The sequence below is a fragment of the Halomarina ordinaria genome, from assembly GCF_030553305.1.
GTDB classification, from domain to species: domain Archaea; phylum Halobacteriota; class Halobacteria; order Halobacteriales; family Haloarculaceae; genus Halomarina; species Halomarina ordinaria.
Map to the genome: position 1 here is coordinate 2179528 of NZ_JARRAH010000001.1, position 14718 is coordinate 2194245.

At 68.5% G+C, this 14718-nt stretch carries 15 protein-coding genes; 14 read left to right on the forward strand and 1 reads right to left on the reverse strand.

Annotated features, from left to right (window positions below; all coding sequences use genetic code 11):
* Positions 1–69 precede the first annotated feature (69 nt).
* Both P1Y20_RS11750 and P1Y20_RS11755 read left to right on the forward strand, forming a co-directional pair.
* Complete coding sequence (locus P1Y20_RS11750; RefSeq protein WP_304448847.1) at positions 70–1341, forward strand: DUF7096 domain-containing protein; 1272 nt, start codon at positions 70–72, stop codon at positions 1339–1341.
* A gap of 24 nt (positions 1342–1365) precedes the next feature.
* Complete coding sequence (locus tag P1Y20_RS11755; RefSeq protein WP_304448848.1) at positions 1366–1833, forward strand: archaellin/type IV pilin N-terminal domain-containing protein; 468 nt, start codon at positions 1366–1368, stop codon at positions 1831–1833.
* A gap of 3 nt (positions 1834–1836) precedes the next feature.
* Here the strand turns inward: P1Y20_RS11755 and P1Y20_RS11760 are convergent, their stop codons facing one another.
* Positions 1837–2490 carry a methyltransferase domain-containing protein gene (locus P1Y20_RS11760; protein ID WP_304448849.1) on the reverse strand — a complete coding sequence of 218 codons (654 nt, stop codon included), beginning with the start codon at positions 2488–2490 and terminating at the stop codon, positions 1837–1839.
* 281 nt (positions 2491–2771) lie between these two features.
* Between P1Y20_RS11760 and ahaH the strand changes: the two genes are divergently transcribed.
* The 12 genes from ahaH (at position 2772) to P1Y20_RS11820 (ending at position 14619) form a co-directional block, all read left to right on the forward strand.
* Positions 2772–3104 carry an ATP synthase archaeal subunit H gene (ahaH, locus tag P1Y20_RS11765; protein ID WP_304448850.1) on the forward strand — a complete coding sequence of 111 codons (333 nt, stop codon included), beginning with the start codon at positions 2772–2774 and terminating at the stop codon, positions 3102–3104.
* Complete coding sequence (locus P1Y20_RS11770) at positions 3091–5277, forward strand: V-type ATP synthase subunit I (protein WP_304448851.1); 2187 nt, start codon at positions 3091–3093, stop codon at positions 5275–5277. Before ahaH ends, P1Y20_RS11770 begins: the two co-directional genes overlap by 14 nt.
* A 180-nt stretch (positions 5278–5457) precedes the next feature.
* Positions 5458–5715, forward strand: coding sequence for an ATP synthase subunit C-like protein (locus P1Y20_RS11775; RefSeq protein ID WP_304448852.1), 258 nt, complete (start codon positions 5458–5460; stop codon positions 5713–5715).
* 21 nt (positions 5716–5736) lie between these two features.
* Positions 5737–6315 (forward strand): V-type ATP synthase subunit E, encoded by a 579-nt coding sequence (locus P1Y20_RS11780; RefSeq protein WP_304448853.1) that lies wholly within the window; start codon positions 5737–5739, stop codon positions 6313–6315.
* Complete coding sequence (locus P1Y20_RS11785) at positions 6312–7367, forward strand: V-type ATP synthase subunit C (protein ID WP_304448854.1); 1056 nt, start codon at positions 6312–6314, stop codon at positions 7365–7367. The genes P1Y20_RS11780 and P1Y20_RS11785 overlap by 4 nt, the downstream gene beginning before the upstream one ends.
* Positions 7364–7693: a V-type ATP synthase subunit F gene (locus P1Y20_RS11790; RefSeq protein ID WP_304448855.1), complete on the forward strand. Its 330-nt coding sequence runs from the start codon at positions 7364–7366 to the stop codon at positions 7691–7693. Before P1Y20_RS11785 ends, P1Y20_RS11790 begins: the two co-directional genes overlap by 4 nt.
* Complete coding sequence (locus P1Y20_RS11795) at positions 7690–9453, forward strand: ATP synthase subunit A (RefSeq protein WP_304448856.1); 1764 nt, start codon at positions 7690–7692, stop codon at positions 9451–9453. The genes P1Y20_RS11790 and P1Y20_RS11795 overlap by 4 nt, the downstream gene beginning before the upstream one ends.
* Positions 9453–10871, forward strand: coding sequence for an ATP synthase subunit B (locus tag P1Y20_RS11800; RefSeq protein ID WP_304448857.1), 1419 nt, complete (start codon positions 9453–9455; stop codon positions 10869–10871). The genes P1Y20_RS11795 and P1Y20_RS11800 overlap by 1 nt, the downstream gene beginning before the upstream one ends.
* A 315-nt stretch (positions 10872–11186) precedes the next feature.
* Positions 11187–11876 carry a V-type ATP synthase subunit D gene (locus tag P1Y20_RS11805; RefSeq protein ID WP_304448858.1) on the forward strand — a complete coding sequence of 230 codons (690 nt, stop codon included), beginning with the start codon at positions 11187–11189 and terminating at the stop codon, positions 11874–11876.
* A gap of 125 nt (positions 11877–12001) precedes the next feature.
* Positions 12002–13084, forward strand: a complete 1083-nt coding sequence (locus P1Y20_RS11810; protein ID WP_304448859.1) for a phosphotransferase family protein — start codon at positions 12002–12004, stop codon at positions 13082–13084.
* An 80-nt stretch (positions 13085–13164) separates the two neighbouring features.
* A complete protein-coding gene (locus P1Y20_RS11815; protein WP_304448860.1) occupies positions 13165–13554 on the forward strand; it encodes a DUF6276 family protein in 390 nt (129 codons plus the stop codon).
* Between the two features lie 54 nt (positions 13555–13608).
* Positions 13609–14619, forward strand: a complete 1011-nt coding sequence (locus tag P1Y20_RS11820; protein ID WP_304448861.1) for an A24 family peptidase — start codon at positions 13609–13611, stop codon at positions 14617–14619.
* Positions 14620–14718 lie beyond the last annotated feature (99 nt).

Genomic DNA, 14718 nt, shown 5'->3' on the forward strand with positions numbered 1-14718 from the left:
AATATATCCTCGGCTCGTACCGAATGTAAGAGGGTCGATTTTTTATATCATTACGCGTAGTCACGAATAATGGAACGTGCGCTCGCGGTGGTGCTGGCGCTGTGCTGCGTCCTCTCCATGAGCGCCGCGGCCGTCCCCCTGACCGAGTCCACGCCGCGGGCGGTCGAGCGCGACACTCCCCCGGCGGCGATGCCCGTCGTCACGGTGAACGACACCACGAACTACCTCGACCTGAACCGGTCGGAGGACGTCGAAACCGAGTTCGGCACCCCCGGCATCGACGTGAGTGCCTCGCTCGCCACCGACACCGCCGCCACCCGCGGCGAACTCGACCGACGGGCGCTCGACCGGGCGTACAGCGAGGCGGAGACGACCGAGGAGCGCCGCGCGGTCCTGCTCGGGTACACGCAGCGCGCGGAGAACCTGACCGCCGACCTCCGGTCGAGCGAACGCCGGGCGCTCGCACGGTTCGTCGCCGGACAGTTGTCCGCCGAGCGCTACCTGCAGACGCTGGCGGAGTTGCACGTCGAGGCGGAACGGACCTCGGCGCTCCTCGACCGTCTCGCGACCCTGCAGCGGCGCACCGACGATGCCGTCCCGGCGTCGCGGCTCAACGCCGTGCAGGCCGACCTCGTCGCCCTCGAGGGGCCGGTCCGCGACCGACTGGCGTCGGTCTACTCCGGCTCGGAGTCCCCCGAACGCGTGGCCGTCGAGGCGACCGGAACCGGGGTCGTCCTCTCGGTCATCGTCGAGCGCGACGGTCGCCCCGTCTACGTCCGCGAAGCCTACCTCGGCGAGATTCGCGAGGCGTCGAGCGGCGAGGACCAGTACGGCGGTATCGACGACATCCAGCGACGCGCCGAGGAACTCTACCCGTGGGCCTCCTCGGACGACTTCCCGACCGGCTCCATCCGCATCGACGGACTGGAGGAGGTCTATCGGTTCTCGACACCTCACCCGCAGGGTGAGCTGACGACGTTCATCGACGGCCAGAGCGACAGCGTGTTCCGCGAGTACCAGGAGAAGGACCTGGCGCTCGTCCCCGTCACGGAGGTCGAGCGCGGCTCGGAGGCGGGCCTGGAACTCGCGGTGAGCCGGACCTACCCCGGCGGCCCCGTCCTCGTCGAGACGCGCGCCGGCGACGAATCGGTCAACGCCACGGTCACCGTCGACGACGAGGAGGTGGGGACGACGGGCGCAGACGGCGAGCGGTGGGTGCTCATGCCGAGCGGCGACCCCGTCACCGTCAGCGCGACGACGCCCGACGCCGGCCCGGCGTCGGTGACGGTCCCGCGCCCCGAACCGGACGCGAACGTCACCGTCGGCTCCGAAGGTTCATAACCGAGAGCGGGACCAGTGTCGGTCGTGACCGACCGCGCCGTCTCCCCCGTCGTCGCCGTCGTCTGTCTCCTCGCCGTCACGGTCGCGGCGGCGGCGACGGTCGGCGTGTTCGCACAGGGACTCGCCGACTCCCCGACCGCCGCTCCGGCCCCGACCGCCGCCCTCTCGCTCGCCGTCGACGCCGAGGACGACGAACTCGCGCTCACGCACCGCTCGGGCGACCCCATCGACCCCGACGACCTCCGCCTGCGCGTCGCCGTCGACGGCGACCCGCTCGCCCGCCAGCCGCCGGTCCCGTTCTTCTCCGCGCGCGGGTTCGAGAGCGGGCCGACCGGCGCGTTCAACAGCGCGACCGGCGGGGACTGGCGTGCGGGCGAGACCGCACGCCTCCGGCTCGCGGGGACGAACACCGCCATCGAGGAGGGTTCGCACGTGACGGTCCGGGTGTGGGTCGACGGTCGGCCCGTCGCCCGCCTCGGCGTGCGCGCCTGAGGCTCAGGCGGACTCGGTCTCGACGGCCTCGGGGGCCGCGCCGGGGACGCGCGCGACCGTCGTGATGGCGATGTCGGGGCTGTAGGTCGGCCCCATGAAGTGGTGTTCGAACTCGTCGTAGCCCGCCTCGCGGAACATCCGGTCGGCTTCGGCCTCGTCGTAGAACAGCATGATGGCGTCCGCGAGGCGCTGGAACACCGTCGACTTGGGGTAGTTCGGGCCGACGACGAGCACCGGGCCGCCGGGCCTGACGACGCGGCGGAACTCGCGCAGCGCGTCGACCGGGTTCGGCCAGTACTCGATGGACCCGGACGACCAGAGCGCGTCGAAGGTGTCGTCGGCGAACGGGAGGCGTTCGGCGTCGCCGCGGTAGAAGCGCACCTGCTCGTTCTTGCCGAACTTCGCCCACGCCTTCTCCAGCTGGTGGACGCTCTGGTCGAGGCCGTGGACGTTCTCGGTGCGTTCGAGCAGGCCCTCGGTGGCGAAGCCCGTCCCGCAGCCGACGTCGAGGACGACGTCCCCCTCCTCGACGCCGAAGAGGTCGAGCGCCTCCGTGCGCATCTCCTCGTTCCAGATGAAGGGGTTGACCTGGTCGTACACCTTCGAGAGATACTTGTAGAACAGCCGCGCCCGCGCCTTGTTCTCGAGGACTCCCATTACCCGACGTTGGGACGCTCCGCGCATAATCCTGCGGATTCGTCGTCGAAGCAGGTCCACGCCGACACCGTTCCGCGAGCGACTGGCGGGAGCGAGCGGGCCGAGGGACCTTCGAGGACGCGAGCGACGCGAGCCTCCGAAGGGGTGACGATGCGCTTTTCGTCCAGATTTTGCCAGCGCGCCGCGGGCGACCCCGGTGCGTGTCGCCCGAAAGCGCGCGCAGCAAAACGTGGTTCGCAACTACCAAATAGGCCCTTGTCCAACCTTCGTCTGACATAATTATGGCGAGACCCGAGGTTCTTGACCGCATCAAAGGGGCCGAGCGCGAGGCCGACGAAATCCTCGCCGAGGCCGAGGACGACCGCGACGAACGCATCGCGGAGGCCCGAGAGCGCGCGAGCGAGATACGCGCGCAGGCCGAAGCCGAGGCCGACGAGTACGAAGCCGAACGGCTCGCCGAGGCTCGCGCGGGCATCGAGGAGGAGCGCGAGGCCATCATCGAGGCGGGCGAGGCCGAGCGCGCCGAACTCGAGGCACAGGCGCACGAGCGGGAAGACGAGGTCGTAGAGGAGGTGCTCGACCGGTTCAAGGAGGCCGTCCATGCTCAGACCTGAGCGGATGAGCCGGGTGTCGGTGACCGGTTCGAAGAAGGTCATCGACGACGCCATCGAGGCGGTCCACCAGCTGAACCTGCTGCACGTCACCGACTACGGCGGCGACTGGTCGGGCTTCGAGACGGGGACCCCGCGTCCGGGCGCCGACACCGACGCCGAGCGGCTCGTGACGGTCCGCTCGCTCGAGAGCATCCTCGGCATCGAGGACGAGGACGCCGGCCCGGCGCGCATCGTCACCGACGAGGCCCTCGAGGAGGAACTCGAGGACATCCGTCAGCGCGTCAACGGCCTCGACGAGCGCCGCGACGACCTGCGCGACGACCTGCGCGACGTCGAGGACCGCATCGACACGATGGAGCCGTTCGCGACGCTCAACATCGACCTCGACCTGCTGTCGGGCTACGACACGCTGTCGGTCGCGGTCGGCGAGGGCGACGCCGACGCGGTCCGGCGGGAACTCGACGAGGCCGGGGTCGACGACTACGAACTGTTCGTCGAGGACGGCGTCGTCGCCGTCTTCGCGCGGACCGACGACCTGGACGACGTGCTCGTCGGCGCCGAGTTCGCGACCTACGACGTCCCCGACGCGGAGGGGACGCCGAGCGAGTACCTCGACGAACTCGAACACGAGCGCAAACAGCTCGAATCGAAGCTCACCACCGTCGAGAACAAACTGGAGGAGGAGCGCCTCGAGGTCGGCGGTTTCCTGCTCGCCGCCGAGGAGACGCTCTCCATCCGGGTGGAGCGCCGCGAGGCTCCCCTCTCGTTCGCGACGACGGAGAACGCCTTCGTCGCCGAGGGGTGGGTCCCCACCGCGCGGGTCATCGACCTCGAACGCGGGCTGGAGGAGGAGGTCGGCGAACACGTCGACGTCGACGAACTCGAGATAGCCGAGTACGACGGCAAGGGTCGCATCGTCGAGCGCGAGGAGGTCGGCGGCACCCCCGGCGGTCGGCCGGCGGCCGCCGATGGCGGCGACGAGGTGGCCGCCGACGGCGGGACCGTCGACGCCGAGCGCGGCCCCGGCGGGTCGACGAACCTCTCGCCGCCGGTCATCCAGAAGAACTCCGGCGCGGTGAAGCCCTTCGAGACGCTCGTCGAGGTCATCAACCGGCCGAAGTACTCCGAACTCGACCCGACCATCGTCCTGTTCCTCACCTTCCCGGTGTTCTTCGGGCTGATGATCGGCGACCTCGGGTACGGCCTGCTGTACGTCGCCCTCGGCGGGTGGCTCTACAGTAGCTTCGACAACGAGGCCATCCGGAGCCTCGGCGGGGTCGGCGTCGTCGCCGGCCTCTCGACGGCCGTCTTCGGCATCCTCTACGGTGAGATCTTCGGGCTGCACGTCCTCGGTGAGGTCCTCTGGGGCGGCAACCCGCCGGTCCACAAGGGTCTCCAGCCGGGCTACATCGACTACGCGTACTTCTGGCTGGTGATGAGCGTGCTGTTCGGCATCGCCCACCTCACTATCGGGTGGGTGTTCGACTTCTACGAGAACCTGGACCACGGCCTCTGGCACGCCGTGACCCACAGCGGGTCGTGGCTCATCATGATGTTCGGGCTGTGGACGTGGATCTTCAGCTACGCGCTGGAGGGTACCTCCCCCGAGTTCATGGTCGGGCCGGAGAGCGTCTTCAACGGCAACCCGATGGCTCTCGGGTTCTCCGGATTCCCGGAACTCGTCGGCTGGGGTGGCCTGGCGGCGTTCTTCGTCGGCGTCGTACTCCTCGCGCTCGGCGACCGCATCGAAGTCGTCGAGGCGCTGAACGTGCTGGTCAACGCGCTCTCGTACACCCGTCTCGCGGCGGTGCTGCTGGCGAAGGCCGGGATGGCGTTCGTCATCAACCTGCTCGCGTTCGGTGCCTACGAGGACAGCGGCGGCGAGTGGCACTTCATCTTCCCGAACTACTCGCTGGAGTACGCGAGCGAACACGGCGAAATCGTCTTCACGGGGCTGATGAACGGCACCGGCGTCGAGTTCGTCCTCGGCGCCATCGTCGGTATCGTCATCCTGCTCGTCGGGCACGCGCTGGTGCTCGTCCTCGGTATCACGAGCGCGGGCCTGCAGGCGGTCCGGCTGGAGTACGTCGAGTTCTTCGGCAAGTTCTTCGAGGGCGGCGGCGAGGCGTACGAACCGTTCGGCCGCGAGCGCCACTACACGACCGAGGAGTAGTCGCGGCTCGACGCCGTTTTTCGGGCGGTAGACCGACCGTACGTAGAGGTACTGCAGGGGTGTCAAACCTTACGATTCGGTACTCTCGCCCCCCGTAGCCCGTCGAACTTGGGAAGCTTTATGAAGACGCTACGACGAGTCCAAACTGTTCGGTTACGAGCGAACCATCACCCGGAATCCATGCTAGAACTCGCCATCGCGTTCGTCAGCAGTATCGCACCGCTCCTTCAGCAAGGTCCCGCCATCGAAGCCGCCGGTCTCGCCGCGCTCGCGGTGGGGCTCGCCGCGTTCGGTGCGGGGTACTCCCAGCGCGGTATCGGTGCCGCCGCGGTCGGCGCCATCGCAGAGGACGACTCCATGTTCGGCCGTGGCCTCATCCTGACGGTCCTGCCGGAGACGCTGGTCATCCTCGCGCTGGTCGTCGTCTTCGTCGTCTAAACGCCCCCCGCCTTCTACATTATGAGCCTTGATACAGTCGTAGAGGACATTCGAGACGAGGCCCGCGCGCGTGCGGAGGAGATTCGGTCGGACGCCGACGAGCGTGCCGAGCGAATCGTCGCCGACGCCGAGGCCGACGCCGAAGAGCTCCTCGAAGAACGAAAGCGGGAGGTGGAACGACAGATCGACCAGGAGCGCGAGCAGAAGCTCTCGAGCGCGAAACTCCAGACGAAGCAGGCCCGCCTCGAGGCGCGCCGCGACGTGCTGGAGGACGTCCGCGGCTCCGTCGAGGAGCGCATCGCGTCGATGGAGGAGGACCGCGAGGAACTCACCCGCGCGCTGCTCGAGGACGCCGTCGAGGAGTTCGACGACGACGCCGAGAAACAGGTCTCCGGTCGCGCCGACGACGAGGCGCTGTTGCTCGCCATCCTCGCGGACTACGAGAACTGCGAGTACGCGGGGAGCGTCGACTGCCTCGGCGGCGTCGTCGTCGAGAGCGAGGGCTCGCGCGTCCGCGTGAGCAACACGTTCGACTCCGTCCTGGAGGACGTCTGGGAGGACAACCTCCGGGACGTCAGCGCCACCCTGTTCGACCAATGAGTTCCCGCAACGAGGCAGCGAACTACGAATACGTCACGGCCCGGGCGCACGCCCGCCGCGCGGCCCTCTTCGACGCGGACGACTACCGGAAGCTCGTCCGCATGGGCCCCGGCGAGATCGCCCGGTTCATGGAGGAGACCGAGTACGAGGAGGAGATGAACGCCCTCGGCGCGCGGTACTCCGGCGTGGACCTCATCGAGTACGCGCTCAACCGCAACCTGGCGAAGCACTTCAACGACATGCTCGACTTCTCGGAGGGGAAGCTGTACGACTACCTCGCACGCTACCTCCGGAAGTTCGACGCCTGGAACGTGAAGACCGTCATCCGCGGCATCTACTCGAACGCCGACCGCCAGGACATCGAGGACGACCTCATCCGGGCGGGCGAACTCGACGACCGGACGCTGACGCGGCTGGTCGAGGCCGACTCCATCGAGACGGTCGTCGAGGTCCTCCACGGGACGCGCTTCGGCGAGTCGCTGGAGGCCGCCTACGAGGACTACGAGGCGGCGGGCGTGCTCGTCCCGCTCGAGAACGCCGTCGACCGCGCGTACTACCGGTCGCTGCTGACGGGCCTCCCGTCGCAGACCAACCGCGCGACGCGGCTCTACATCGAGTTCCTCGAGGCCGAGATCGACTTCCGGAACATGCGCAACGCCCTGCGCCTCGCGCGCAGCGGCGCCGACATCGCCCCCGCCGAGTACTTCATTCCCGGGGGCCGTCTGTTCAAGCAAGAGGAGTTGAACCAGCTGGTCTCGAACCCCGACCAGCTCGTCGAGCGCATCCGCGACAGCACCTACGGGAAGGACCTCGACGACGCCCTCGACCGCCTCGACGCGGCCGGGAGCCTCATCGAGTTCGAGCGCGCGCTCGAACGGGCGCTCCTCGAGTACTCGAGCACCATGTCCAGTCGCTATCCGCTTTCGGTCTGCCCGGTCCTCGCGTACATCCTGGCGAAGGAGCGCGAGGTGGACAACATCCGCGCCATCGCGCGCGGGACCGAGGCCGGCCTCTCGAACGAGGAGATCGAACAGGAGCTGGTGGTTCGATGAGCCAGGAGATCGCCGTCATCGGGAGTCCGGACTTCACCGCGGGGTTCCGCCTCGCGGGCGTGCGCCGCTTCGCCAACATCCCCGACGACGACATGAGCGAGGAGCTCGACGGTGCCGTCGAGCAGATGCTCGCGGACGACGAGGTCGGCATCATCGTGATGCACGACGAGGACCTCGACCACCTCTCGCGCGGGGTGCGCCAGGACGTCGAGACGAGTGTCGAACCCGTCCTGGTCACGCTGGGCGGGGCCGCCGGGAGCGGCGGACTGCGCGAGCAGATCAAACGTGCCATCGGTATCGACCTGATGGAAGAAGACCAACAATGAGTCAAACACAAGACATCGACGCCGAAGAACGAGAGGGCGTCATCGAGAGCGTGAGCGGTCCGGTCGTGACCGCCGTCGACCTCGACGCCCGCATGAACGACGTCGTCTACGTCGGCGACGAGGGACTGATGGGCGAGGTCATCGAGATCGAGGGGAACCTCACGACCATCCAGGTCTACGAGGAGACCTCCGACGTCGCCCCCGGCGAACCCGTCGTCAACACGGGGTCGCCCCTCTCCGTCGACCTCGGACCGGGCATGCTCGACTCCATCTACGACGGGGTCCAGCGCCCGCTCGACGTCCTCGAAGAGAAGATGAACAGCGCGTTCCTCGACCGCGGGGTCGACGCCCCCGGTATCGACCTGGAGAAGGTCTGGGAGTTCACCCCCGAGGTCGCGGTCGGCGACGAGGTCGAACCCGGCGACGTCGTCGGGGTCGTCCCCGAGACCGAGAGCATCGACCACAAGGTGCTCGTCCCGCCCGGATTCGAGGGCGGCACGGTCGACCGCGTCGAGGAGGGGCAACTCTCCGTCACCGACACGGTCGTCGCACTCGAGAACGGCGAGGAGGTCACGATGCGCCAGGAGTGGCCGGTCCGCGAGGCCCGGCCGACGGTCGAGAAGCGCACGCCCCGCGAGCCGCTCGTGTCGGGCCAGCGCATCCTCGACGGTCTGTTCCCCATCGCGAAGGGCGGGACGGCCGCCATCCCCGGTCCGTTCGGCTCGGGGAAGACGGTCACCCAGCACCAGCTCGCGAAGTGGGCCGACGCGGACATCGTCGTCTACGTCGGCTGCGGCGAGCGCGGCAACGAGATGACCGAGGTCATCGAGGACTTCCCCGAACTGGAGGACCCGAAGACGGGCAAGCCGCTGATGGCCCGGACGTGCCTCATCGCGAACACCTCGAACATGCCCGTCGCGGCCCGCGAGTCGTGCGTCTACACCGGCATCACCATCGCCGAGTACTACCGCGACATGGGCTACGACGTGGCGCTGATGGCCGACTCCACCTCGCGGTGGGCGGAGGCCATGCGCGAGATCAGTTCGCGCCTGGAGGAGATGCCCGGCGAGGAGGGCTACCCCGCCTACCTCGCCGCGCGCCTCTCGCAGTTCTACGAGCGCGCCGGCAAGTTCGAGAACATCAACGGGACCGAGGGCTCCATCTCGGCCATCGGGGCCGTCTCGCCGCCGGGTGGCGACTTCTCCGAGCCGGTCACCCAGAACACCCTGCGTATCGTCAAGACGTTCTGGGCGCTCGACGCCGACCTCGCGGAACGGCGGCACTTCCCGGCCATCAACTGGAACGAGTCGTACTCGCTCTACCGCGAGCAGCTCGACCCCTGGTTCGAGGACAACGTCGCCTCCGACTGGCCGGAGACGCGCCAGTGGGCCATCGACGTGCTCGACGAGGAGGACGAACTCCAGGAGATCGTCCAGCTCGTCGGGAAGGACGCCCTGCCGGAGGACCAGCAACTGACCCTCGAGGTCGCGCGCTACCTCCGCGAGGCGTGGCTCCAGCAGAACGCGTTCCACGACGTGGACACGTACTGCGAGCCCGAGAAGATCTACCTCATGCTGACGGCCATCAAGACGTATCACGACGAGGCGTTCGAGGCACTCGACGCCGGCGTCCCCGTCGAGGAACTCGTCGACATCGACGCCGCCCCGCGACTCAACCGCATGGGGACCGCCGCGAACTACGAGGAGTTCATCGCCGAACTCAAAGAAGACATCACCGAGCAACTGAGGGACCTCTACTGATGAAAGAGTACCAGACAATCACCGAAATCAGCGGCCCGCTGGTGTTCGTCGAGACCGACGAACCCATCGGCTACGACGAGATCGTCGAGATCGAGACCGACGACGGCCAGGTGCGCCGCGGCCAGGTGCTCGAAGCGACCAGCGACTTCGTCGCCGTCCAGGTGTTCGAGGGGACCTCGGGCATCGACCGCAACGCGTCGGTGCGGTTCCTCGGCGAGACGCTGAAGATGCCCGTCACGGAGGACCTGCTCGGTCGCGTCCTCGACGGCTCCGGACGCCCCATCGACGGCGGGCCGGACATCGTCCCGGAGGAGCGCCACGACATCGTCGGGGCGGCTATCAATCCCTTCTCGCGGGAGTACCCCGAGGAGTTCATCCAGACGGGCGTGTCGGCGGTCGACGGGATGAACACCCTCGTCCGCGGGCAGAAGCTGCCCATCTTCTCCGCGTCGGGGCTGCCGCACAACGACCTCGCGCTCCAGATCGCCCGGCAGGCGACGGTGCCCGAGGAGGCGGCCGAGGAAGGCGAAGACGCGAGCGAGTTCGCGGTCGTCTTCGGCGCCATGGGCATCACGGCCGAGGAGGCCAACGAGTTCATGGAGGACTTCGAGCGGACGGGCGCGCTGGAGCGTTCGGTCGTCTTCATGAACCTCGCGGACGACCCCGCCGTCGAGCGGACGGTCACGCCGCGGATGGCGCTCACCACCGCCGAGTACCTGGCCTTCGAGAAGGGCTACCACGTGCTGGTCATCCTCACGGACATGACCAACTACTGCGAGGCGCTGCGCGAGATCGGTGCCGCCCGCGAGGAGGTGCCCGGTCGCCGTGGCTACCCCGGGTACATGTACACCGACCTGGCGACGCTGTACGAGCGCGCGGGCCGCATCGAGGGCCGTGAGGGGTCGGTGACGCAGATTCCCATCCTCACGATGCCGGGCGACGACGACACCCACCCCATCCCCGACCTGACGGGGTACATCACGGAGGGGCAGATCTACATCGACCGGTCGCTCAACAGCCAGGGCATCCAGCCGCCAATCAACCCGCTGCCGAGCCTCTCGCGGCTGATGGACGACGGCATCGGCGAGGGTCTCACGCGCGAGGACCACGCCGACGTCTCCGACCAGCTCTACGCCGCGTACGCCGAGGGTGAGGACCTGCGCGACCTCGTGAACATCGTCGGTCGCGAGGCGCTCTCGGAGCGCGACAACCGCTACCTCGACTTCGCGGACCGCTTCGAGCAGGAGTTCGTCCAGCAGGGCTACCACAACGAGCGCTCCATCGACGAGACGCTCGACATCGGCTGGGAGCTGCTGTCGATGCTGCCGAAGACCGAACTCAACCGCATCGACGAGGACCTCATCGAGGAGTACTACGTCGAGGACGAGTCCGAGACGGTCGAAGCGACGGCGGACTAGAACACCCTTTTTGTCGCGGGAGCGGCCTCCGACCGCTCCCTCGCAACGTCTGCGTTGTGAGACGCCACACGTCTCACAGGTTCCCAGAACCGCGAAGCGGTTCTGAGAGGACCAAAACCCTCCTCACCTCCTCAGTCGCGTCGCTCCTTCGAGGGGTTCGTCGGTCCGCTCGCCTTCGGCTCGCGGTGCTGCTTCCGACGCCGACCGCACCGCTCTCCTCTCTCTATCCACGACCGAGGGACTCCTCCCGGCCCGCACGGGGCTACCCAGACTAACAAGGGTTAACAGGACCGGGGCGCAAGGGCCGACAAGACCATGGCCTCAGACGTCAAGCCGACGCGCAAGAACCTCATGGCGATAGAGGACCGCATCGAGCTCTCCGAGCGCGGTCACGACACGCTGGAGAAGAAGCGAGACGGGCTCATCATGGAGTTCATGGACATCCTCGACCAGGCCCAGGACGTCCGCTCCGAGCTCGGCGAGGCGTACGAGACCGCCCAGCGCAACATCAACATGGCGCGGGCGATGGACGGCGACATCGCGGTCCGCGGCGCGGCCGCGGCGCTGAAGGAACACCCCGAGATAACCACCCAGTCGAAGAACATCATGGGGGTCGTCGTCCCGCAGATCGAGTCCTCGAAGGTGAAGAAGAACCTCGACGAGCGCGGCTACGGCCTCGTCGGTACCAGCGCCCGCATCGACGAGGCGGCCGAGGCCTACGAGGAACTGCTCGAACAGATCATCCTCGCCGCCGAGGTGGAGACGGCGATGAAGAAGATGCTCGAGGAGATCGAGACGACGAAGCGCCGCGTCAACGCGCTCGAGTTCAAGGTCCTCCCCGACCTCTACGAGAGCCAGGACTACATCGAGCAGAAACTCGAGGAGCAGGAGCGCGAGGAGATCTTCCGCCTGAAGAAGATCAAGGCGAAGAAAGAGGAGAGCGAGGAGGCCGAAGCCGAGGCCATCGAGGAACTCCAGCGCGACCCCGTCCCCGCCGACGACTGACGCGACTGACTCGTCTCGCGCGTCGGCCACGCGTCGCTGTTTACCGCCTTTTCACTCTTCCTGACGCCGACGGAGACGACGCCTCGCACCGATACCTTATCACACTCGGCTGATTGTGCCGAGTCGTGACCGATTCTACGCCCTCTCTGCGTACCCCCGAACTCGACTCCTATCTCTCCGACCGGCTGGAAACGGCCGTCACCGGAATCGAGGTGCTCAACGACGGCCTCAATCTGGTTGCGGCGGTCTCGACCGACGAGGGGCGATACGTCCTGCGACGGCCCAACAAGCTCAGACACACCGAACTATTCAACGACCTGTTACGGGAGTACCGGCTGCTCGAACGGCTCCGACCGACCGCGATACCCGCTCCGTCGCCGGTCCTGTTCTGCGACGACGAGTCGCTCCTCGGCGACGCGTTCTTTCTCACGACGTATCTCGACGGGGAGACCGTTCCGCTGGGGACCGACCTGCCCGAACGGTTCCGGACCCCCGGAGCGCGCCGTCGCGTCGCCCACCACCTCGTCGACGTCCTCGCGGCCATCCACTCGCTTGACCCCGAACCGTTCGAGACTGTCTGCGGGCGGACGACGCCGCGAGAACAGGTTACTCACGCGACCGCCCGCCTCGACGCAGCGGCGAGCGTAACGGGTCGTAACCTCCCGAGGCTTCGCCGCGTCGGTCAGTGGCTCCGGCGAAACGCCCCGGCGGGCCCGGAGACAGCACTCGTCCACGGCGACTACCGCCCGGGTAACGTCCTGTTCGCGGGAAACGACCGCCCCGAACTCACCGGCGTACTCGACTGGGAGACAGCGATGTTCGGCGACCCGCGTACCGAACTCGGCTACCTCCTGCTCCGGTGGCGCGACGACGGTGACCCGGCGCTCCCGCTTGACGACCTCAACGCGACGTATCCGGACGACGCACTCCGGGAGGTGCAGGTGGCGAACGAGCGGGGACTCGCCCCGTTCACCGCGGCTCCCGGCAGCCCCGACCGAGGTGAGCTAATCGCCCGCTACGAGGACCAAACCGGTCTCACCTACGAGGCGGACGACCGCTTCTACCGGGCGCACGCGGCGTTCATGCTCGCGACCGTGTGGGAGGACCTCCACCGCCATCGACTGGAAACCGGGGCGGAGTCGGACTGGCCGCCGCACGTCGACTACATGGCGATGGTCGCCGAGTCCATCGTCGAGCACGATTCGTGATTCGGCTGGCCGGAACGCACGCCCGAGAACGACCGGCCGACAGAGCCGCGCTTTTGTACCCTCCCTCCCGACCGGCGGGTATGACCTGTCCCGAGTGCGCCGCGCCGCTCGTCGCGTTCACCGTCCCCGACGACGTCGCCGCGCACGTCCCGGAGGAGTCGGCGTCGCTCGCGCTCTGTAGTCGGTGTCTCGCGCTCGTGGCGTCGCCGCCCCCGACGGGTGCGCCCGAGTTCGACCGCGTCAGCGAGGCGTTTCCCGAGGGTGACGCGGGCGCGGCGATGGCGGTCGGCGTCGGCCTGCTCGACTCGCTCGCGCTCCACCGCACGGACATCGAGGCGCTGTTCTCGTTCGTCGAGGCCAACGGGTACGACCCGCTGCTCGTCGTCGACCGTCTCGCGCGCCAGGGCTCCATCCAGACACCCATCGACCTCGACCGCCGGCGCCACCAGCTCGAACAGCTCATGGAGTGAGCCGCCGCTCGATACCTCCCGAAAGTTTACTTTCAATCGAGCGTGAGTGTTCGTGTGGTACACGCGCTCGCCGTCGCGCCGCCGTTCGGCGGCGTCCCCGACCTGCTCCGCCTGCTCGCCGTCCCCGTCTTCGCGTGGGCGGCGTACCGCGACCTCCGTACGCGCCGGGTGTCGAACGCGACGTGGCTCCCCCTGGTCGCGGTCGGCGCCCTCGCGCTGGCGCTGGACGCGCTCGCGCTCCTCGACGCACCCGGTCTCGCCCGTCGCGTGTTCGTCGTCCGTCTCGCGGTGAGCCTCGGCCTCGTCGCCCCGCTCGGCTACCTCTTCTGGCGACTCGGCGGGTTCGGCGGCGCGGACGCGAAGGCGCTGATGACGCTCGCGCTCCTCTTCCCGAGCGCGCCGGCGTACGCTCTCGGCGACTTGGTGTTCCCGCTCGCCCCCGGTGCGCTCGGGGTCCTCTCGCTCTCGGTGCTCACGAACGCCGTCCTCGTCGGTCTCGCCTACCCGCTCGCGCTCGCGGGGCGGAACCTCCTCGACGGCCACCGCTCGCGGTGGCTGTTCGTCGGGCGTCCCGTCCCCAGCGAGCGCGCGGACCGCGAGTACGGCCGCCTGCTCGGGTCGCCCGGCGACGACCGCGGCGGCCTCGACCTCGACGCCCTCCGGATGTACCTCCGGTGGCGGGGGACCTCCCTGTCGACGCTCCGGGCGGACGCGACGACCTACCGCGACCCGGCGACGCTCCCCGCCACCCCGAACACCCCCGGCGACGGGTCGCTCGCCTCGTTCGACGCACCGTCGACGCCCCTGCCCGCCCGGGCCGACGGCGGGACCGGACGGACTGACGACCCGTGGGGGGCGGCGGCCTTCCTCGCGAGCATCGAGGGGACCGCCTACGGGACGACCCCCGACCGTCTCCGGGCGGGCCTCGACGCGCTCTGCGAGGAGGACTCGGTGTGGGTCTCCCCCGGTCTCCCGTTCGTCGTCCCGCTGTTCGTCGGCCTCGTCGTCGCGCTCGTCGTCGGCGACCTGCTCTTCCTCGCGCTCGGGGCGGCGGGCGTCGTCTGACCGGTCGACGCACCTCCGGCCCCTCGACGACCGCCCCCGTCCGACGCGGCTAGTCGGCGTGCCGACAAAAGACCTATTCGACCGTCGTCCCTCGGTTCG